The 19,287-nt window shown below is 60.0% G+C and carries 18 protein-coding genes; 10 read left to right on the top strand and 8 right to left on the bottom strand.

The window, feature by feature from the left end:
* Nucleotides 1-9 precede the first annotated feature (9 nt).
* Nucleotides 10-750 (bottom strand): hypothetical protein, encoded by a 741-nt coding sequence (locus ACFQY0_RS13320; protein ID WP_379713173.1) that lies wholly within the window; start codon nt 748-750, stop codon nt 10-12.
* A gap of 171 nt (nt 751-921) precedes the next feature.
* Between ACFQY0_RS13320 and ACFQY0_RS13315 the strand changes: the two genes are divergently transcribed.
* The 3 genes from ACFQY0_RS13315 to ACFQY0_RS13305 all read left to right on the top strand — a co-directional run bounded on the left by ACFQY0_RS13315 (nt 922) and on the right by ACFQY0_RS13305 (nt 6,972).
* On the top strand, nt 922-3,114 hold the full coding sequence (locus ACFQY0_RS13315) for a sodium-translocating pyrophosphatase (RefSeq protein ID WP_379713171.1): 2,193 nt from the start codon (nt 922-924) through the stop codon (nt 3,112-3,114).
* Nucleotides 3,115-3,361: 247 nt separating this feature from the next.
* Complete coding sequence (locus tag ACFQY0_RS13310; RefSeq protein ID WP_379713169.1) at nt 3,362-5,407, top strand: VIT and vWA domain-containing protein; 2,046 nt, start codon at nt 3,362-3,364, stop codon at nt 5,405-5,407.
* Between the two features lie 167 nt (nt 5,408-5,574).
* Entirely contained in the window at nt 5,575-6,972 is a 1,398-nt protein-coding gene (locus ACFQY0_RS13305) for an exosortase/archaeosortase family protein (RefSeq protein ID WP_379713167.1), read from the top strand.
* Nucleotides 6,973-7,002: 30 nt separating this feature from the next.
* Here ACFQY0_RS13305 and ACFQY0_RS13300 read toward each other — a convergent pair whose 3' ends face one another.
* From ACFQY0_RS13300 to floA, 3 genes are read right to left on the bottom strand one after another with little or no spacing between them, the layout of a single operon-like run.
* Entirely contained in the window at nt 7,003-8,436 is a 1,434-nt protein-coding gene (locus ACFQY0_RS13300; protein ID WP_379713165.1) for an NfeD family protein, read from the bottom strand.
* A gap of 4 nt (nt 8,437-8,440) precedes the next feature.
* Entirely contained in the window at nt 8,441-8,929 is a 489-nt protein-coding gene (locus tag ACFQY0_RS13295; RefSeq protein ID WP_379713163.1) for a hypothetical protein, read from the bottom strand.
* A complete protein-coding gene (gene floA / locus ACFQY0_RS13290) occupies nt 8,926-9,966 on the bottom strand; it encodes a flotillin-like protein FloA (RefSeq protein ID WP_379713161.1) in 1,041 nt (346 codons plus the stop codon). The genes ACFQY0_RS13295 and floA overlap by 4 nt, the downstream gene beginning before the upstream one ends.
* 127 nt (nt 9,967-10,093) lie before the next feature.
* On the opposite strand from floA, the gene ACFQY0_RS13285 reads away from it, so the two are divergent.
* The 6 genes from ACFQY0_RS13285 (at nt 10,094) to ACFQY0_RS13260 (ending at nt 14,506) form a co-directional block, all read left to right on the top strand.
* Nucleotides 10,094-10,456, top strand: a complete 363-nt coding sequence (locus tag ACFQY0_RS13285) for a hypothetical protein (RefSeq protein WP_379713159.1) — start codon at nt 10,094-10,096, stop codon at nt 10,454-10,456.
* 67 nt (nt 10,457-10,523) lie between these two features.
* Nucleotides 10,524-11,927, top strand: coding sequence for a radical SAM protein (locus tag ACFQY0_RS13280; RefSeq protein ID WP_379713157.1), 1,404 nt, complete (start codon nt 10,524-10,526; stop codon nt 11,925-11,927).
* Nucleotides 11,924-12,670: an esterase/lipase family protein gene (locus ACFQY0_RS13275; protein WP_379713155.1), complete on the top strand. Its 747-nt coding sequence runs from the start codon at nt 11,924-11,926 to the stop codon at nt 12,668-12,670. Before ACFQY0_RS13280 ends, ACFQY0_RS13275 begins: the two co-directional genes overlap by 4 nt.
* On the top strand, nt 12,667-13,035 hold the full coding sequence (locus ACFQY0_RS13270; protein ID WP_379713153.1) for a hypothetical protein: 369 nt from the start codon (nt 12,667-12,669) through the stop codon (nt 13,033-13,035). Before ACFQY0_RS13275 ends, ACFQY0_RS13270 begins: the two co-directional genes overlap by 4 nt.
* Entirely contained in the window at nt 13,035-13,724 is a 690-nt protein-coding gene (locus tag ACFQY0_RS13265) for a prolipoprotein diacylglyceryl transferase (protein WP_379713151.1), read from the top strand. Before ACFQY0_RS13270 ends, ACFQY0_RS13265 begins: the two co-directional genes overlap by 1 nt.
* Entirely contained in the window at nt 13,721-14,506 is a 786-nt protein-coding gene (locus ACFQY0_RS13260) for a cysteine peptidase family C39 domain-containing protein (protein ID WP_379713149.1), read from the top strand. The genes ACFQY0_RS13265 and ACFQY0_RS13260 overlap by 4 nt, the downstream gene beginning before the upstream one ends.
* An 11-nt stretch (nt 14,507-14,517) precedes the next feature.
* On the opposite strand, the gene ACFQY0_RS13255 is transcribed toward ACFQY0_RS13260, so the two are convergent.
* On the bottom strand, nt 14,518-15,213 hold the full coding sequence (locus ACFQY0_RS13255; protein WP_379713147.1) for a hypothetical protein: 696 nt from the start codon (nt 15,211-15,213) through the stop codon (nt 14,518-14,520).
* 119 nt (nt 15,214-15,332) lie between these two features.
* On the opposite strand from ACFQY0_RS13255, the gene ACFQY0_RS13250 reads away from it, so the two are divergent.
* Nucleotides 15,333-15,995, top strand: coding sequence for a hypothetical protein (locus ACFQY0_RS13250; RefSeq protein ID WP_379713145.1), 663 nt, complete (start codon nt 15,333-15,335; stop codon nt 15,993-15,995).
* A 57-nt stretch (nt 15,996-16,052) separates the two neighbouring features.
* Here ACFQY0_RS13250 and bioA read toward each other — a convergent pair whose 3' ends face one another.
* The 3 genes from bioA to ACFQY0_RS13235 all read right to left on the bottom strand — a co-directional run bounded on the left by bioA (nt 16,053) and on the right by ACFQY0_RS13235 (nt 19,287).
* Nucleotides 16,053-17,438: an adenosylmethionine--8-amino-7-oxononanoate transaminase gene (bioA, locus tag ACFQY0_RS13245; RefSeq protein WP_379713143.1), complete on the bottom strand. Its 1,386-nt coding sequence runs from the start codon at nt 17,436-17,438 to the stop codon at nt 16,053-16,055.
* Between the two features lie 125 nt (nt 17,439-17,563).
* Nucleotides 17,564-18,412, bottom strand: coding sequence for an ABC transporter permease (locus ACFQY0_RS13240; RefSeq protein WP_379713141.1), 849 nt, complete (start codon nt 18,410-18,412; stop codon nt 17,564-17,566).
* Nucleotides 18,409-19,287, bottom strand: a complete 879-nt coding sequence (locus tag ACFQY0_RS13235) for an ABC transporter ATP-binding protein (RefSeq protein WP_379713139.1) — start codon at nt 19,285-19,287, stop codon at nt 18,409-18,411. The genes ACFQY0_RS13240 and ACFQY0_RS13235 overlap by 4 nt, the downstream gene beginning before the upstream one ends.

Below are 19,287 nucleotides of genomic sequence, written 5' to 3'. Positions count from 1 at the left end.
CGGTGGTTTTCAGTAATTCTGCAAGTGACTCTCCTGTGATTCGTCCTCCCGCTGGTGCACGAAGACGAACTTGCAGGCGCCTGAGAGGAAAATCAGGATCAGCAAGCCTGCGGCAAAGAGCCCGCCACTTCCCGTGCCGATCAAGGCGATCGAGTACAAGGTGAGGATCAGCGGATAGAGCACGATGTCCCGCATTTGGAACATCCGTTCCGAGACCGGTTCGACCGGATAAGCCACTTCCTTTTGCCCGAGGATTTCCCACTCGTATTGGGAAAAGGACTGTCCGGAGATGCGGAAAGGGCGTGCCAGATCCGCCTCCAGACCATGCTCATCCAAGTAGCCTTTCGCCGCCGTGCTGGGTGTGACACCATCGACGTTGGATCTGCCGGAGAGTCTCAATACCGGCGTCGAGGGGAAATGGCGAAGTTCGTAGGGATCCCTCGGAGATTCCTCGGGTGCCTGGGATAGCATCAGCCCGATGAATCGCGTTCCCTTTTCCCGATCCCACTGCCGCACCACATGGCCACTTTCGCGGTCCAGCGTCCGGACCAATGCCACCACCTCGGCCAAGCTAGCGGAATCGTTCTCGACCGGGTCGTCACCACCCAGCTCCACGCCCACCGCCCATGACTCCTTTCGAGTCAATGGCCGGATCCAGAAACCCAGTGCTCCCCGGCCGCGGATCCAGACGATCCAGGCACTCAGCGCAAGCAACAACAGCAGACTCAAATAGGATAGAATGACGATCATGGAATCGCCCGAAGGCGGAGCCACCTCATACCACGATTCCGAAGCGGCTCAAACCGTTTCCCTGCGAGACCAGCGTTCCACCCGAAACAGAACTGGCACTCTCGTGATGATTGTGCAGAATGCTTCAGTTGTAGTCGGTTAGATTGCTTCCGCAGAAAAATCCAAGCACCCATGAACAACCTCGTTTACCTGCTGCCTGCCGCCGGGATTCTGGCGCTTCTTTACACCTTCATCCAGTCGCGCTGGGTCGCCAATCAGGACGCCGGGACTGAGCTCATGAAGCGCATTGGCGGCTTCATTAGCGAGGGCGCGATGGCCTTCCTGAAAGCGGAATACAAGGTGCTCGCCTGGTTTGTGCTGATCGTCGCCGCGCTGCTCGCCTGGCAGGGATCATCGGCGGAGGCCTCAAGCCCGGTCGTCGCCGTCTCGTTTGTCGCCGGTGCCATCTGCTCGGCGCTCGCCGGATTCATCGGCATGCGGGTCGCGACAAAGGCCAATGTGCGCACCACCCACGCCGCCCGCAGCGGCCTCAATCACGCCCTCAAAGTCGCTTTCAACGGGGGATCGGTGATGGGTATGGGTGTCGTCGGACTCGGACTGGTGGGCCTCAGCGGACTATTTCTCGTCTACACGAAGATCTTCGGAATATCCACTGCCGAGGAAGTCTCGAAAGTGATCACCGTGCTCACCGGCTTTTCCTTCGGGGCCTCATCGATCGCGCTTTTCGCCCGCGTGGGGGGCGGCATTTACACGAAGGCGGCCGACGTCGGTGCCGACCTCGTCGGAAAAGTGGAAGCCGGCATCCCCGAAGACCACCCGCTCAACCCCGCCACCATCGCGGACAATGTCGGCGACAACGTGGGCGACGTCGCCGGCATGGGAGCCGACCTTTTTGAGTCCTACATCGGCGCGCTGATCGGCACGATGGTCATCGGCGCCACCATGTTCGCCCTGCCCGAGTTCGCCGATCTGCCCTTCGGCCCGCTTTCCGCGGTCATCCTGCCGATGCTGATCGCCGCGGCGGGCATCGTCGTTTCGATCGTCGGCACCTTCTTTGTTAGAGTCCGCGAAGGTGGCAATCCGCAGTCCGCGCTGAACATGGGCGAATTCGTCGCCGCCGGGCTACTGCTTGTCGCAAGCTGGTTCCTGATCAATGGGCTCCTCCCTGCTCAATGGGAGATCGCCGGGAAAACCTTCACCGCCCATGGTGTCTTCTGGGCTGCCATCGCCGGCCTCGTCGCCGGGGTCGCGATCGGATTGGTCACGGAATACTACACCGGCACGGGCAAGAAGCCGGTCATCCTGATCGCCAGGCAATCGGTCACAGGATCGGCCACCAACATCATCGCCGGACTCGGCGTCGGCATGCGCTCGACCGCCATCCCGATCCTGATCCTCGCCACCGCGATCATCACCGCTTACGAAGTCGCCGGACTTTACGGCATCGCCATTGCTGCCGTCGGCATGCTCGCCAACACCGGCATCCAGCTCGCTGTCGATGCTTATGGCCCGATCTCCGACAACGCCGGCGGCATCGCCGAAATGTCGCGCCTGCCGAAGGAAGTGCGCCAGCGCACCGACAAGCTCGACGCCGTCGGCAACACCACCGCCGCCATCGGCAAAGGCTTCGCGATCGCCTCCGCCGCTCTAACAGCCCTTGCGCTGTTCAGCGCCTTCATGGCCGTCACCGGACTTCAGACGATCGATATTTCGAAAGCCTCCGTGATGGCGATGCTCTTCGTCGGCGGCATGCTGCCCTTCCTTTTCTCGGCGATGGCCATGGATGCCGTTGGCCGCGCCGCGATGGCGATGATCCAGGAAGTGCGACGCCAGTTCGCCAACATCCCCGAGCTGCGCGCCGCCCTCGATGTGATGCGGAAGAACGAGGGAGTCGATCAGGACCTGTGGAGCGCTGAAGATCAGCAGACCTTCGAAGCCGCCGATGGCAAAGCCGAGTACGGCAAATGCGTCGCCATTTCCACTCAGGCCGCGATCAAGGAAATGGTTCTGCCCGGCCTGCTCGCCGTGCTGGCTCCCGTGATTGTTGGCTTCGGTTTCAAGTACATTACTGGCCAAGGTGCCGAAGCGCTCGGTGGTCTGCTTGCCGGCGTGACCGTCTCCGGCGTCCTGATGGCGATCTTCCAAGCCAATGCCGGCGGTGCCTGGGACAACGCCAAGAAGATGATCGAGGAAGGCATCGAAGTCGACGGAGTAAAGCACGGCAAAGGCTCCGAGGCTCATAAGGCCGCCGTTGTCGGTGACACCGTCGGCGACCCCTTCAAGGACACCGCCGGCCCATCGCTCAACGTGCTGCTCAAGCTCGTCTCCGTCGTCGCCCTCGTGCTCGGCCCACTGATTAGCTGAGTCCCGCCCAAGGAGCGGGGATTTGCAATCCCCGACGGAGCCCGGGCCGAGAAACCCCGGCAGCCAAAACCTCTCGAAAGCGATCAACTCACTCACCCTCGGGGATTAAAAATGCCCGCTCCTTGCCCACGCTCACCTCGGTGAGCGGGTTTCATTTACCACCCAAAACCCACCCAGTTTTCACCATCGGTTCATCCAGCGTTCACGCCCATGGCGAAGCTTCGTTCTGACCAAACGAATCACCGCCATGCAAACGCCAACGATCCTCCATGCCGTCACCCTCTCTTTCCTGAGCACAGGACTCTCCTTCGCCCTCCCGCAGCCGCACCCGGACGGCGACGATGACCAAACCCACGCCCCGCATTTCGAGATCTCCGGCGACGGGAAAACCACCGAGCAATTCCCCCTCAAGTCGACGGACGTCAAAGCGACCATCTCCGGCGTCATCGCCCAGGTCCAAGTTGAGCAAACCTACTCCAACACCGGCAGCACGCCCATCGAGGCGACCTACGTTTTCCCCGCCAGCACCCGCGCGGCGGTGCATGGCGTGGAGATGAAAATCGGCGAGCGAGTGATCATCGCGGAGATCCAGGAAAAGGCTCAAGCCAAGGCGACTTACGAAAAGGCCAAGAGCCAGAACAAGACGGCCTCCTTGCTCGATCAGGAACGCCCGAACGTCTTCAAGATGAGCGTCGCCAACATCCTCCCCGGCGACGAGGTCACGGTGACCCTGAACTTCAGCGAGAAACTCACCGCCACCGATCGCGTTTACGAATTCGTCTACCCCACCGTCGTCGGACCGCGCTATTCTAACAAGGGTGCCGAAACCGAAACATGGGTCGGCAACCCGCATCTCAGCGAAGGCGTCGACAGCCCCGCGACCTTCGCCGCCGAAGTGCAGGTGCAAAGCGGCATGCCCCTGCAATCACTGACCTGCACCAGCCACCAACCCACCATCGAATTCACCGCCAAGGACCAGGCCAGCGTTTCACTGCCACCCAGCGGTGAAGCGGGAAACCGCGATTTCGTGCTGCGCTACCGCCTGGCCGACGCGCAGGTCGCCAGCGGCCTGCTGCTTCACGAAGGCGAAGATGATAACTTCTTCCTTCTCAACGTCGAACCGCCGGCACGTGTCCTTCCTGAACAAATCCCTGCCCGCGACTACGTGTTCATTCTCGACACCAGCGGCAGCATGAACGGCTTCCCACTGGACACCGCCAAGCTCCTGATGCGTGACCTGTTAGGTGGCATCCGCCAGACCGACACCTTCAACGTCCTGCTCTTCGCCGGAGACAGCCGCATTCTTTCGGAAACCCCGCTCCAGGCGACTCCCGAGAACATCGCCCGCGGCACCGATCTCACCCGTCTTGCCAGCGGAGGTGGCAGCACCGAGCTCCTTCCCGCATTAAAACGCGCGATGGCCTTGCCCAAAGACCACGACACCTCACGAAGCATCGTCGTGGTGACCGATGGCTTCGTGAACATCGAGCGCGAGACCTTCGACCTCGTGCAATCCGAGCTTGGCAATGCGAATCTCTTCGCCTTCGGCATCGGCAGCTCGGTCAACCGCTGGTTGATCGAAGGCATGGCCCGCGCCGGGATGGGCGAGCCCTTCTTCGTCCTCCATCCCGGCGAAGCGAGCCAGACCGCGAGCCGCTTCCGCGACTACATCGCCTCGCCGGTGCTCACCGACATCAAGGTGCGCTACGAAGGCTTCGAAGCCGTCGACGTGCAGCCTGAAAGCTTCCCCGACGTCTTCGCCGACCGCCCGATCGAACTGATTGGGAAGTGGAAAGGCGGAGCCAGCGGACGAATCATCATCACCGGTCAAGGCGGGGCCGGCCCTTACGAAGCAAGCTTCGACGTCTCGACCGAAGCCACGAAAGGCATGAAAAACCCCGCCCTTCGTCCGCTCTGGGCGCGCGAGAAGGTCCGGAGCTTGGCTGACCGCTCGATGATCAATTCCCACATGCGGGGCTCCGGCGCCAAGGATGAGACCAAGCGGGAAATCACCACTCTCGGACTGACTTACAGTCTTCTAACAGACTACACCTCCTTCGTCGGCGTCGATGAAACACCGCGCGAAGTCCTCGACAAGCTCGCCACCGTCGCCCAACCCCTTCCCCTCCCCAAAGGGGTCAGCAACCAGGCTGTGGGAAGCAGCTACGTGACGGTCAGCAACAGCGGCGGCAGCCCCGGCACCACCGGTGCGGTTCCCGAACCAAGCGCAGTGGGTCTCCTCATGATCACCGCCATCGGCCTGCTGATGCACCGCCATCGCCAGAAAGACTGAACTACGGTAAATCTCGTAGAAAAGATCCGATGGAACGCTAAGACAATCACCACGGAATGCACTAAATGCACGGAAATGGCATCCAGGGAAGAGCCAGGATGCCCAAAGGGAACTCAAATTTTCCGTGTTTTCTGTGTATTCCGTGGTTCCCCATCTTCAATCCCGGGATGAATGCTCAAACCCTATGCTGCGTGCCTCTGGAGCAGCGCTCTCCTCTGGCCCGCGCACTGCCGATCGCGGCGGTGATTGCCTTCGGCATCTCGGTGCTTCCACTGCTGAGCTGGTATGCCCGCCGCGTCAGCGATGGCTCCGACGAACCGCTCGGAGTGATCGCTTTAGTGGTCGCGCTCTTCATGCTGGCAACCTCCACCCGCTACGGGAAACGCGACCGCATCGGGATCTTCCCCGGCCGATTGCTCGTCAGCGCGGCCCTGCTCTCCTTCATCCAATTTGGCGGCGTGCTTCACTACCCGCTGCTCATCGGCCTGCTGGCCATCGCCGCCATTGCCTTCTCGGTGAAAATGCCGCGCGGCAAGGCGGGAACCATCGCGCTGCTGGTGCTTTCGCTACCCTTGGTCGCCTCACTCGATTTTTACGCCGGCTACCCGCTGCGTTTGATCGCCGCCGAGATCACGACCTTTCTCCTGAAGCTCGGCGGCATTCCGGTGGAAAAGTCAGGCGTCATGCTGATTGACGGCGATCGCCTCGTCGGCATCGATCCTCCGTGTGCCGGCATTCGGATGCTTTGGACATCATCCTTCGTCGCCGCCGTGCTCGCCGCGAGGATGCGTCTGTCCTGGCTGCGCACGCTCGCGCTCCTCGCGGTCGCACTCGCTTGTGTGATCGTTGGAAATGGAGTCCGCGCAGCCATTGTCTTCTTTCCTGAATCCGGTCGTGTCGAGTGGCCGGACTGGGCCCATCCGGGCGCAGGCCTGCTCGTCCATGGCGCGGTGCTTCTCGCCGTCTTCGGCTTCGCGGGTCGGCTCAACGAAGCAGGCAATCGATGGTCCCTCAAACCCTGGTGGCAAGGACCTCGGAACATCGCGAAGGTCTCTGTCGGGATACTTCTCGTCGGCGCAGGTCTTTTTCTAACAAGCCTCGTTCGTCACCGCCCGGCTCCCGGATCTGCCGCCACATGGCCGACGATGCTCGACGGCGTTTCCCTGCTTCCCCAGCCACTGAGCCCGATGGAACAAAGCTTCGCCCGTTCCTTTCCCGGCGAGATCGCCAAGTTCCGCTGGGGCGATGCGGAAGTCATCATGAGACGCAGCCATCAGGCCACCCGCATGATGCATCCAAGTAGCGACTGCCTGCGCGCCGCCGGCTACGAAACGCACAGCGAAGCGGTCTTTCGCGATGCCGATGGCCAGCTGTGGGGAGCCTCGCTCGCGCTTCGCGACGGCAAGCGCTGGCTCGTCCATGAGCGCTACGTTTCAGAGAATGGAGACGCCTGCACCGATGCCTCCGCTTGGTACTGGCAAGCGATGCTCCATCCCGATGCCGGCCCCTGGACCGCAACGACCGTCATTCGCCCTTCCACAAGGAGCAGCGACTTCAGTCGCTAGCCGAAATCACCGCATGCCTCGGACCACCCATCAAACCTCACCGTCCTCCACAGGCTCCACATGGAAGGTCATGCCTTCCTCGAGAACCCTCACCTGACTCCCTTTCTCGATCAGCCCATGATTCGAGATGGCATCCTTTTTGACGCCATCTACCATGATCGTTCCCGTCGGGCGCAGATCGGTTAGAGCGGTGGCAATCGCTCCGACAAAGCTCTGCTTCGGCGCTCCCCCTTGGCCGGAAGGCAGCGCTTCTTTCGCCACCAGGCCACGGAACAGCGGAATATCGGGAAGGAAGCGCATGAAGAGCAGCATCAACCCGATCGCACCGAGAATGCCAAGCCCAAGCATCAGACCCGGACCGATCAGCAGGCTGCCAAGATTTGAGGCCACTCCCTCACCTTCATCCAGTCGCTCGAACTCGACGCGGTCCGCCATCGCAAACCACAGCGAACCAAGCACCATCAGTCCGCCGATGATTCCCGCGATCCCGCCAGGGATTACAAGGATTTCCAGAACGACCAGCACCATCCCTACGAGAAACACCGCCATCAGTTCATAGCCCGCGAGGTTTCCCGCGACATTATTGCCGAAGAAAAACAGGGTGAAGACGCCCAGGGAAAGAAAGCCGAACAAGCCAAAGCCCGGTGCTTTGAACTCGAAATACGCCGCTCCAATCCCCACGGCGATGAGAAGCGGCGAGATCGCCGCGATCCACCACGCGAACTTTTCGAAGCCCGTTGGGTTTGGCCGAATCACTTCAGCATTCTCCATCCCCTCAGCCCTCAGCACTTCCTCAAGACTCTCGGCGATTCCGGCAGCAAGCAGCGGCTTCCCATCGACGACTTCGACCGCCTCCTTGGCGGTTAGATTGAGCAGACCGTTCTTGCGCACGGTCACTGAGCCAAAGGTCCGTTCCTTGTCTTCATCAATGAACATCATCGCCCGCAGCACTTCGAGGTTGTGGCCTTTCTTTTCCACGACAGGGCGCAACGAGGCTTCAAAGGCACTCTCCAGCTTGGCGCGGAGCACCTTGTCCATCTCCGCACCGGTGCTGTTGATGAGGCCAGCCGATCCAATGATCGTTCCGGGTGCCATGTAGATCCGGTCTGCGGAAAACGAAATCAACGCCCCCGCACTCAAAGCCTCCCGCTTGACCCAGGCAATCAGGGGAATCTCCAATTTGCCGAAATCGTCGGTGATGATGTCCTTCGTATCGAAAGCCAGCCCGCCCGGAGTATCGAGCTCCAGCACCACGGCACGCGCCTCCTCTTCGACCGCGCGTTCGAGCATCCGCTGCCAGAAGCGGAAGGCCTGCTTGTTGATCAGATCCTTCTGCCCGATCGGCAACACCACCACCTTGCCCGTGAGGCTGACCTCGTCGGACTTTCCCCACACACGCTGCTCGGGGGCTTCCTCCGCCAAGCAGAAGAGCGCTGTTAGAATCAGAAAGAAGAGGGCTTTCATCGCTTCAGTTCTCGGGTTGATGCTCGGGCTTGATGGCCACCGGAGGACCAAGGATTTCCATCAGAAGAATCGCGTCCTTGGCGGCTGATGGAGACGCGAGCAGGGCATCGATTTTCCGTCGATGACTGGTGCGACGTCCCCCTTTGCGACGAGTCGACCGCTCAAAGGCATTTGCCAGATCCCGCTCGCGCTTCGAGACCTCCCGGACCTGGGTCGGCAATGCCGGCGGGGCGATCGGAGGGGGTTTCGGTGGGTCGAATCGGATCGTCGGCGGTGCCTTGGGAGGTTCCCACGGCATCCGGGTATCCTCGGAGTCCTCACCCATCTGACGACGCCAGATGACTTCGCGCATCTCTTCATCCTCAAAGGGCTCCGGCTCTTCGGGCTTGTCGAAGAACTTCGATTTCAGCCAGCTGACGAATGAGAAAAGCAGCAGCAGGACGACCGTGACGGCCTCCCCGGGCAGGTCTTGAATGTCAAAGGCGAGAATCATCCTTGGCCATCGTGATCAGGGTTCGAATCCTCGTCGCTTGCGATGGATGAACGCATGTCGGTGTCCGCCACGATGTTCTTGTAGCGGGTGTAATCCATCACGCCGAGATTGCCCGAGCGGAAGGCCTCGGCGATCGCCAGCGGCACTTCAGCTTCGGCCTCGACCACCTTGGCACGCATCTCCTGGGTCTTCGCGGACATTTCCTGTTCGACCGCGACCGCAGCAGCGCGACGCATTTCCGCTCTTGCTTGAGCCACGCGCTTGTCGGCCTCCGCCTGCTCGGTTTGGAGGCGGGCGCCGACGTTGTCGGCCACGTCGACATCCGCGATATCGATCGAAAGAATCTCAAACGCCGTCGACGAGTCCACGCCTTTGCTCAGCACCAGCTTGGAAATGCTGTCCGGATTCTCGAGCACCGCCTTGTAGCTTTCGGCGGAGCCCACCGAGGTCACGATGCCTTCGCCGACACGCGCGATCACCGTTTCTTCCGTGGCACCGCCGATGAAGGAGTCGAGATTGGTGCGGACCGTGACGCGGGCGCGCACGTTGACCGCGATGCCGTCCTTCGCCACCGCCGTGATCTTGGTGATGCCGGCTTCCGGGTTCGGGCACTCGATGACCTTCGGGTTGATCGAGGTGCGGACGGCTTCGAGCACCGTCTTGGTCGTGCCTTTCACCGCGAGGTCGATCGCACAGGCGCGGTCGAACGGAAGATTGATGCCGGCCTTGTCGGCGGCGATCAGCGCGAGCACCACGTCTTCCACATCACCACCGGAAAGGTAGTGGGCTTCGAGTTGCTCGGAACTCAGGGGCAGACCGGCTTTCACCGCAGTGATCCGGGCATCGACGATCCGTCCGAAAGGCACCTTCCGCAGCAGCATTCCGATCAGGCTGCCCCATGAAACCGGTGCGTCCGAAAGCTTTGCCCGCAGCCAGGTTTTGAAAAACATCGCCATCACCAGGATGACGACCGAGAGGACAATGAGAACAAGAAGTAGGACAATGAAACCCCCATCAATAGCAGCAAGCGTAGACATGCGGCGAATATAGCCAAACAGCCAACAAGTGCGAGTGGGGAAATCATCGGCTATTCCAATCGCAATTTCCGTCTCGCCACCACGCCTCGAATGGGATCAATCTCGCGATGGTTTTCAATCACTTATCATGAATCAGCCACCGCCCGATCAAGCACCTCCGGACATGCCCGTCGCTCCGCCAAAGATGAATCTCCGGAGGCTCTGGCTCACCCTGCTGCTTCCAATGGGCCTGACCTCTGTCTTCATGGTCCTGATCGTCACGGCAAGCTCCGGCCGGATGGAAGAACACTTTCTCAATGCCGGCATGCTCGTCGTTGGACTGGCCAGCCTGATCTGCTGGGTCGCTTTCTCGAAATGCATCGCCGAACGCTTCGCCGGCCCGAGCCTCATCCTACTCATCCTCGCCTACCCGATTCTTCAGGCCGTGCTCGTCTTCTGCGCCTTCTTCGTCGGCTGCCTGGTGATGATCCAAGCCAAGGGCTTTCATTGATTTCATCGATGAATTCCCATGCTTCTTCGATTTTCCACTCAGCGCCCCCTCTGTCATTCTCTCCTCCATGCCCGCCTCCGAAACCCCGCGTCGCAAGCTGCTGAAGAACACCATTTCCCGCTGCCCGGCCTGCCACCAGCCTGCGCCCGCCGGGGTTTGGAAAGAGCGTCAGGCCGATGGAAGCGACCGCATCGTGCTTTCGCGAACTTGCCCGGAACATGGGAAGTCCAGCGCGGTCATCTCATCCGATGCCCGCTTTTACTGGCTCGCCCAAGGCAGCGATGACAACCGCTGCGGTGCCGGCTGCGCCTGCTCGGCCGACCCCAGCGGCCTCACAGGAACCCTCGGCAAGAACGCCTTTGCCGGGAAAGACGCCACCATCGAGCAGCTCTCCACCTGCCTCGCGCTGATCGAGATCGTCGACTCCTGCAACCTCGCCTGCCCGACCTGCTTCGCCGACTCGCCTGTCGGAACTCATGCCAAACTCAAATATCACCGGCTTCCCGAACTCAAGAAGCGCATCAGCGGGGTGTTAGAACGGAAGCAACACATCGAGATCCTCCAACTTTCCGGCGGCGAACCGACGCTTCACCCCGACTTCTTCGAACTCCTCGACTGGATCCACGAACAGCCCGGCATCGACTACGCGCTGATCAATACCAACGGCGTGAGGCTTTCGAAAGACGACGAGTTTCTCCAACAACTCGGGAAACGGGTCGCCCGCGGTCATCTGCAGCTTTACCTGCAATTCGATGGCCCACAGGAAGCCGGCCAGCGCGACCTGCGCGGCGCTGATCTGCGGAAAATGAAGCAGCTCGCGATGCAGCGCTGCCAAAGCATCGGCCTGCCGGTCACGCTGGCGATGACCGTCAACGAGCACAACCTGCCGAACCTCTGGGAGACCATCGAGTGGGGCATCAGCCACGACAATTGCCGCGGCGTCTCCTTCCAACCGATGTTCCTCTCCGGTCGCAGCACCGCGAGCACCCCGGGGCATCGCCTGAACACCGCCGACATCATCCTCGGCGCCGTCGGGCAATCGAACAAGCGTCTCAGCTTCGACGACTTCACCCCGCTCCCCTGCGGCGATCCGAACTGCGCGACCATCGGCTACCTGCTCAAAACCCCGCTCGGCATCCGCTCCATTTCCGACTTCATCAACTTCTCCGAAGTCCAGGGTTTCCTCAAAGACAAGGTCCACTACCGCATCGAAGACCTCGCCCAGTGCGGCTGCGACAACACTGACCTCGGCGACATCCTCAAGCAATACGAACTCCGCGAGCGGGATACCTTCCGTCTTTTCATCAAGCCCTTCATGGACGCCTGGACCTGGGACGAAGACCGCATCGACCGCTGCTGCACCCACGTCATCCGCCCCGATGGCAAACTCGATTCCTTCTGCCGCTACTACTCCGGCTTTCCCGATTGCGCGCCTGACAAACCCGTCGCCACCTCCACCCTTCCCTCATGAGATTTCTGAAAACCATCGCCATCTGGATCTTCCCCGCGCTCCTCCATTCCAGCCCGGCCCCTCCTACGGCTGGTCAGGGCGAACACGTCGTGCTTCTTCATGGCCTCTGCCGGACGACCCGCAGCATGGCAAAAATGGAGTGCAGCCTAACAGAAGCCGGCTACACCGTTCACAACCTTTCCTACCCGACACGGAAAAAATCCGTCGTCCGCCTCGCGGAAGAACACCTCGCGCCGGAGCTTGCGCAGCCCGATCTCAAAGGCGCGACCAAAATCCACTTTGTCACCCACTCGCTCGGCGGCATCGTCTTGCGGCAATATCTTTCCGACCACACCCTGCACAACCTCGGCCGCATCGTCCTCCTCGGTCCACCGAGCCAGGGCTCGCAGGTCGTCGATAAGATCGGTCATTGGAAAATCTTCAAGGCGCTCAATGGTCCTGCCGGAACCCAACTCGGCAGCAACGACGACAGCCTGCCCAACCAGCTCGGACCGCTCGGCCACGATCACGCCGTCATCGCCGGATCATGCTCCATCAACTGGATCAACTCCTGCATGATCCCCGGACCCGACGACGGAAAGGTCGCCGTCTCCCACACCCGACTCCCCGACACCACCACCCATCTCGTCCTACCGGTGACTCATCCCTACCTGATGAAAAACAAGCGAGTCATTCGCAACGTCGTTCATTACTTGAACAAGGGAAACTTTGATGACGGAAACCTCGAAACTTCGAAACCATGAGTGACGGCGATCAGGACAAGCCAGAGGAGCCAGACATCGGACAAGCCATCGAGCTGCAGCCCAACCCTGCGCTCGGTATCCTTCGTTTCCTTCTCTGGCTCGCTCCGACGGGAATCTTAGTACTATGCCTCTTTCTCTCGGCATCAGGGTTGGTGAATTATTATATTGGAAGATCTTTCCTATCGGTCCTCGGCATCGGTTTATTTTGCTTCTGCGCCTGGTTCGACTCGCAGATAGCACTTCCCTGCCGGATCGGGAAAAGAAGCAGCGGCACTCATCTCGCCATCTACATGCTCACCCAGATAGTCCTTGTCGTTCCTGCTCTCCTATTTGCCATCGCCTACGCAATCTGCGCTGCTTTGTAATGCCCGACTTCCCCAAACCCGCCGGATCGCCCGTTTACCTCGCCATGATGGTGATTGGCATCGGAATCGGCGTCGTTTACTGGAGTCGTCAGGCAAAGAACGACCCCAGCCTTCCCTTGATCTATTTCGGCGGACTCGTTGGGGCCTTCCTCGGTGCCAAGATCGCCTTCCTTTTCTCCGAGGCCTGGCTTTACACCGAGCACCCGGAGCGCTGGTTGATCTGGCTATCAGGAAAATCCATCACCGGCGCGCTCCCCGGCGGCTGGGCCGGCGTCGAGATCATGAAGCGAGTGGTCGGCTACCAAGGCATTACCGGCGATCGCTTTGCCGTCCTCATTCCCATCCCACTCGCCCTTGGTCGCATCGGCTGCCTCCACGCCGGTTGTTGCCAGGGAAACGAGGTCTGCGGATTCACCTGGCCCTCCATCCCCGTCGAGATCGGCTTCCAACTCCTCGCCCTCGTCATCCTCTTCACCCTCAAACGCCGCCAACTTTTTCAAGGCCAGCTCTTTCACCTCTACCTCATCGCCTACGGCCTCTTCCGCTTCGCCCACGAGTTCCTCCGCGACACCCCAAAACCCTTCCTCGGCCTCTCCGGCTACCAGATCATCTGCCTGCTCCTCTCCCTCACCGCCGCCATTGCTTTCGTGCATCGCCGGAACAAAATGTTAGAGTCATCCATCGCATGAACCCCAACGGGATCGGCATCATCTCGGCCATTCTGGCATTCGTAGCCTTTGCGCTCAGCTATCGTTACGCAAAGAAGGAGTCCCTCAAACGACGACTCATTCTGAGCTTCATCGCAATCCTACTCGCCATTCCCGGAGCAAGTTTCGCCGCCTACTACGCCCACATCTTTCCGGAAACCGAGGGCTACTATCAGTTCCGCAGCATTCCCGGAACCGAGCTGCTCTTTGTTTTCATCGGCATCGCTGGCGGGCTTGTCGCCTCTCTCCTTCATCGGCTCATGCTGGTCATCCCGCTCTTCGGCGTCGCCGCGTTCTCGATTGTTCCACTTTTGAAGCCCATCTTCGGCCCGATCCCCGAAGGCAGCCTCAGCGAGAAATGGGACGGCAAAGTCTGCCTTCAAAGCACCCCCTCCACCTGCGGAGCCGCATCGACCGCGACGATCCTCACCTACCTCGGCAAGCCCACCACCGAAGCCGAGATCGCCGCCGACGCCCACTCCTACGTCGGAGGCACGGAAGCCTGGTATCTGGCCCGAGCCATTCGCGCTCGTGGCTACAAGGCTCATTTCAATTTAACCAAGGGCTTCGACGAACATGCCGAGTTCCCCGCCCTCGTCGGTGTGACCATCGGATCTTTAGGTCACTTCATCGCGATCCTTTCTAAAGAGGGAGATCGCTACCACGTCGGCGACCCCCTCGTCGGCGATGAAACACTGACCGAAAAGGAACTCCTCATCCGCTACCGTTTCACCGGCTTCTACCTACCCGTTTCGCAACGATAGCTTCCGCGTGCTCACGGCATCTCCTGATAAGTGACCTGAACCTGCGTCGGATCCGCCGATGTCTTCTGCGCGGAGACTGTTAGAGTCTTCTTCCCATCGCGAAAGGTCTTCGAAGAATGCTCCATGGAACCGAGGTTCACTGCCGAGCTCGACTGCGACGCCCCATCCAATTCTCCTTCGTAAAACGCGATGACATCGGCGGGCGAATCACTGGTGTTGAAACTGAGCATTCCGTGGATTTCCCCTGACTTGTCCTGATGGTAGGGAAGCGTGGCATCCGACATCGCTGCATAAGTCGGCACCCAAGACGGAATCACCGAAATATCCGCCGAGCCCAATTGGGTCACCGAGCCATCCTCACCTTTGATCGTCAGCTTTCCCTTCGCCAGATCATCATAGGAGATCGTCGTCTCTTCACCCGTGGCAGTGTTGCGGATTGTCATCTCACCTTTCTCGTCATCTTCATAAAGCATCTCGAGGTCCGGGTTCGCTTTGACAACTTGTTCGGCCACCACCTTCGCCGGATTCTTGGCGAAATCTTCCATCGCCTGATCAAACATCCGCTTCCCCGCGCCGAATAGGAAGGCCCCTGCGATGATTGCCAGAACCGTCAAGCCACCGCAGCCAATCCCGACCCAGGCGAGTGGGTGTAGGCCTTTGCGAGGTGAGACGTGACCCTGTTGCGGTGGAGGTGGCGGCGTATTCATTGCCCCATCTTTAACAAGCAAACGCCCGGTCCAGCAATCCCCATTCGGGCTCAATGGATCGGAATGAACCTTGTCATCTCCCGGCCACTGGCATTTCGTCAGTGCTGTCACCTCCACCCATGAAAGTCCTTCTTCCCATCGTCGCCCTCGTCACCATTTTGGCCACCTCGTGTTCCAACACGGTCAGGCTCAAGCCCTCCGACCGCTCGCTCGTCTCTCCCACGCGGGTAAAGAACGAAGTCGGAGTGCCTGAAGCGATTGAATTCGCCGACACCGAAGGAGCCGATGCTGAGGGGGTCGGCGCGACATTCGAGCTTGTCGGCGCCTTGCTTGCCGCGCCGATTGTTGAAGGCCTCAATTTGAATGAACAAAGCACCCATGACCCCGAACTCGGTGAGAGAGCCGACAAAGGGTCCCTTATCCTTCGCGATGAGTTCATCAAGTCACTCCGCCGCAACAAGGTGGCCAGCGTCGTCGACTCCGGTCAGAAATCCGAGTTCACCCTGACCATCACGGAGCTCGGGCTGGTTCCATCGATGCCCGCGGGAGAAGAGATGCGGTTTGAACTCGAAGTCCAGGCAACGCTGGCGGACACGGGCGGACGAATCCTCTGGGAATCCCACTACGGGAGCTCCCCGCACAACGACCAACTCCCGGCCCGAAACCTCGAAAAATACAAAGCCGACAACGATCTGCTTCGCAAAGACTTCGCCCTCACCTGCCGCTACGTCTCCGACCTGATCATCGCCGACCTCAAGTCCCAGATGCAGGACGAGGAGTGAAAATGGAGAAGGAGTTTGGCTTGGCCTTCGTAGCCTCTGGCGAAGCAGGTAACTCCTTTATTTACCCAGGAGAGACACTCCCGAAGCTAGCGCTCGCCGAAGCGCCTCAAACGCTTTCTCCAAGTCCCCCACTTCCGCACAAAGCGGCGGCATCATTACGATTGTATCGCGGATCGGCCGGGTGAGCAGCCCGTGTTCCCTCGCCGCCACGCAGACTTTCTCTCCCATCTTCTCACTCGGAGAAAACGGTGAGCCATCGAGTTGGCGCAGCTCGATCCCGGCGACGAATCCACATTGCCGGACTTCATGAACCATCGGCTGCTTCTCCTTCAGCGCCACCAGCAACTCCCCCATCGCTGCGATCTTCGGCTTCAGCCTTTCGAGAGTCCGTTCGCTTTCAAAGAGCTCCAGACTCGCCAGCGCCAGCGCACAGCCGAGCGGATTCGCCGTGTAACTATGTCCATAGTAGAACGCGTTTTCCGCAGCACCGAGAAAAGCCTCGTAAACTTTCGCGGTCGTCATGGTCGCCGCCATCGGCATGTAGCCACCCGTTAGCCCTTTCGCCAGACACAGAAAATCCGGCACCACCGATTCCTGCTCACAGGCAAACATCGTGCCGGTCCGACCAAAGCCGGTCATGACTTCATCCAGGATCAGATGCATCCCGGCGTCATCGCAGGCTGTCCGCAAATTCCTCAGCATCCCTTCCGGCCAGGGACGCATCTCATTCACCCCCTGAATCAGCGGCTCCACCATCACCGCCGCGATCTTCCCGGCATCGAGCTTCGCAAGCTCATCCAGTGATTCCACGAAATCCACCTCCACTCCAAACTTCCTGAAACGCTCGAAGAAGCGCGACACCCCACCGAGCGAAGCCGCGCCCATGGTGTCGCCATGGTAGCCATTCGCGAAGGCTACGAAGCGATCTCTCGTCGGCTCGCCACTCTGCATCCAGTACTGCAGCGACATCTTCATCGCCACCTCCACCGCCGTCGATCCGTTGTCGGAAAAGAACACCCGCTCCAGCGTCCGCGACGGAACAAGGGACACCAGTTTCTCCGCCAACTCGCTCGCCCGCGGGTTTGCAAATCCGAGATACGAGGTATGCGCGACTTCCTCCGCCTGCTTCCGCAGCGCCGCATTCAGCGCCGGATGATTGTGGCCGTGGATGTTCGTCCAGATGGAAGAGTTCCCATCGAAGTACTTCCGACCCTCCGAGTCCCCCAGCCACGCGCCTTCACCGCGCACCAGCACCAAGGGCTCGTGTCCATCATCCGTCCATGCCTCTTGCGGCGTGAAAGGGTGCCAGCCGTGCCGCTTGTCGGCCTCGATCCATCGTCGCGTGTCCTCGCGCATCGACGCCACGCTGAACCCTCGCGCCCGATTTGCCAAAATGATTCGCCCGCCGCCTTCCGTCATCCGTCCACGAAACTCCCCGCTCATGATGCGTCACGGCGTGACGCCGGGGGGTGCTTTCGCATCCTATCCCATGGGTTGAAAACCCACGGACATCATGAAGGGTCCCGACGGGACTGAAAAGCATCGCCGGCTGGAGTCAGCGTTCGTTCCTAAGTCTTGAAATCCCTCGTCTGGAACGACAGCAGGCCGATCATGAAAAAGGTCACGTTCAGGCCACCGAGAAAGGTGTAGGCATCGAGTATCTTCCACCAATCGATGTCGTATTCGAAGAGATACACCCAGCAGCTCATCCGCCAGGTGATGAAGTAGTCTTCGTAGGGTCGGAAGAAGGGGAAGTTCTGCAGAATCATGTCCACGAACAGGACCGCCAAGGTCAGAATCGTCGCCGCTGCCGGCTTGATCCTGAAGCAGGAAAACATGAAGGCCATCGACGAAAGCGTGATCATGCTGATGCCGATCCCCGTCGCGCCCATGACCAGACGCGTCATGCCTTCACCCCAGGTTTTGTAGACGGCGAAGACCTTCATCTTCGGCTCCATCACGAAGAGTCCGCCATCCCAACCAACCGCCGCCACCGCCATCAGATAGCCGGTGATGCCGACAAAAAACACGAAGCTGAAGGTGTAGAGCGCCACCGCCGCATACTTGACCAGCAGCAGTCGGAAGCGGCTGATCGGTCGTGAAAGCACCAGCCGCAGGTTCCCATCCTCCGTTTCCTTCGCCACCACATCACCCGCCACCAGCGCGAAGAAGATCGCGCCCAGCAGGAGCATGCTCCAGATCATCACCATGAAGGTCAGTGACAATGAGCTGAAAAAGAAATCAAAGTCGTAGCCATTGCGCTCGATCATCTTGCGCATGTAGGCACCTCCATTGGTGACTTTGAAAACCGTCAGAATGATTACCTCCATCAGCACAAAAGCCGCGTAGCCCATGTAGGTCCGTGGTCGCGCAAAGAGCTTCCGGAGCTCGCCGCGGAGTTGTCGTAAAAACATCATCGAGTGATCTCCAGGTAAAGGTCCTCCAGCGAGCGACGAATCGGCGAGAATGCCGAGACCCTCACCCTGATCCCCACAAGTGCCGCCACCAGAATCGCCGGGTCCGCATCCTGCGGAATCGAGATCCTGCCCTTGCGAATCATCCGGCAGCCTTGGAGCGCCAGGAAATGCATGCCTTCATCCCAAGGTTCGAGGTCGACATCGTAAAGCCTCTCGTCTCCTTCGATTGACGAGACCTTGCCTTCGAAGACCCGCCTCCCACCTTTCAGGATCGCCACCCGATCGCACATCTGCTCGACCTCGGCCAGCAGGTGCGAGTTGAAAACCACCGTCATCCCCCGCTCGTTTCGCAGTCCAAGAATGAAGTCGCGGAACCATTTGATGCCTTCCGGATCGAGACCGTCGGTCGGCTCGTCGAGCAAGAGCACCTTCGGCATCGGCAAGAGCGACTGCGCCAGCGCCAGCCGCTGACGCATCCCATGGGAGTAGGTCCGGACTTTCGATCCAATCCGCTCTGTTAGGCCGACCCGCCCGACAATTTCCTCGGTCGCCATCTTATTGAAGGGACCCGAGTAGTTGCTCAGAATCCGCAAGTTCTCCCATCCGCTCAGGTATTCGTAAAAACAAGGACTTTCGAAGATGGCACCCACGTTGCGCAGCGCGTTGGCGCGCGCTTTCTGAACCGAGACGCCATCGATGAAAGCCTCTCCCCGATCCGGTTCCACCATCCCGAGGATGATGCCCAGCGAGGTGCTTTTTCCCGCTCCGTTGTGACCGAGCAGCCCGTAGATCTGGCCCTCGTCGACATGAAACGACACGTCCTCAAGCGCGGCCTTCTTGCCGAACTTTTTGTGGAGATTCTTGACGTCGAGCAT

The sequence above is a fragment of the Haloferula chungangensis genome (assembly GCF_042664875.1).
Taxonomy (GTDB): domain Bacteria; phylum Verrucomicrobiota; class Verrucomicrobiia; order Verrucomicrobiales; family Akkermansiaceae; genus Haloferula; species Haloferula chungangensis.
The sequence above is the reverse complement of the archived record's forward strand: the minus strand, read 5'-3'. Positions and strand labels throughout refer to the sequence as shown.

Bases quoted from the DNA above. Each gene is read 5' to 3' on its own strand.
- ACFQY0_RS13305 (WP_379713167.1), top strand. From the start codon at position 5,575: ATGAATGCTCAAACCCTATGCTGCGTGCCTCTGGAGCAGCGCTCTCCT.
- bioA (WP_379713143.1), bottom strand. From the start codon at position 17,438: ATGAGCGGGGAGTTTCGTGGACGGATGACGGAAGGCGGCGGGCGAATC.
- ACFQY0_RS13295 (WP_379713163.1), bottom strand. From the start codon at position 8,929: ATGATTCTCGCCTTTGACATTCAAGACCTGCCCGGGGAGGCCGTCACG.
- ACFQY0_RS13285 (WP_379713159.1), top strand. From the start codon at position 10,094: ATGAATCAGCCACCGCCCGATCAAGCACCTCCGGACATGCCCGTCGCT.
- ACFQY0_RS13275 (WP_379713155.1), top strand. From the start codon at position 11,924: ATGAGATTTCTGAAAACCATCGCCATCTGGATCTTCCCCGCGCTCCTC.
- ACFQY0_RS13300 (WP_379713165.1), bottom strand. From the start codon at position 8,436: ATGAAAGCCCTCTTCTTTCTGATTCTAACAGCGCTCTTCTGCTTGGCG.
- ACFQY0_RS13260 (WP_379713149.1), top strand. From the start codon at position 13,721: ATGAACCCCAACGGGATCGGCATCATCTCGGCCATTCTGGCATTCGTA.
- ACFQY0_RS13265 (WP_379713151.1), top strand. From the start codon at position 13,035: ATGCCCGACTTCCCCAAACCCGCCGGATCGCCCGTTTACCTCGCCATG.
- ACFQY0_RS13280 (WP_379713157.1), top strand. From the start codon at position 10,524: ATGCCCGCCTCCGAAACCCCGCGTCGCAAGCTGCTGAAGAACACCATT.
- ACFQY0_RS13270 (WP_379713153.1), top strand. From the start codon at position 12,667: ATGAGTGACGGCGATCAGGACAAGCCAGAGGAGCCAGACATCGGACAA.
- ACFQY0_RS13255 (WP_379713147.1), bottom strand. From the start codon at position 15,213: ATGAATACGCCGCCACCTCCACCGCAACAGGGTCACGTCTCACCTCGC.
- ACFQY0_RS13235 (WP_379713139.1), bottom strand. From the start codon at position 19,287: ATGCTCGACGTCAAGAATCTCCACAAAAAGTTCGGCAAGAAGGCCGCG.
- ACFQY0_RS13250 (WP_379713145.1), top strand. From the start codon at position 15,333: ATGAAAGTCCTTCTTCCCATCGTCGCCCTCGTCACCATTTTGGCCACC.
- ACFQY0_RS13240 (WP_379713141.1), bottom strand. From the start codon at position 18,412: ATGATGTTTTTACGACAACTCCGCGGCGAGCTCCGGAAGCTCTTTGCG.
- floA (WP_379713161.1), bottom strand. From the start codon at position 9,966: ATGTCTACGCTTGCTGCTATTGATGGGGGTTTCATTGTCCTACTTCTT.
- ACFQY0_RS13315 (WP_379713171.1), top strand. From the start codon at position 922: ATGAACAACCTCGTTTACCTGCTGCCTGCCGCCGGGATTCTGGCGCTT.
- ACFQY0_RS13310 (WP_379713169.1), top strand. From the start codon at position 3,362: ATGCAAACGCCAACGATCCTCCATGCCGTCACCCTCTCTTTCCTGAGC.
- ACFQY0_RS13320 (WP_379713173.1), bottom strand. From the start codon at position 750: ATGATCGTCATTCTATCCTATTTGAGTCTGCTGTTGTTGCTTGCGCTG.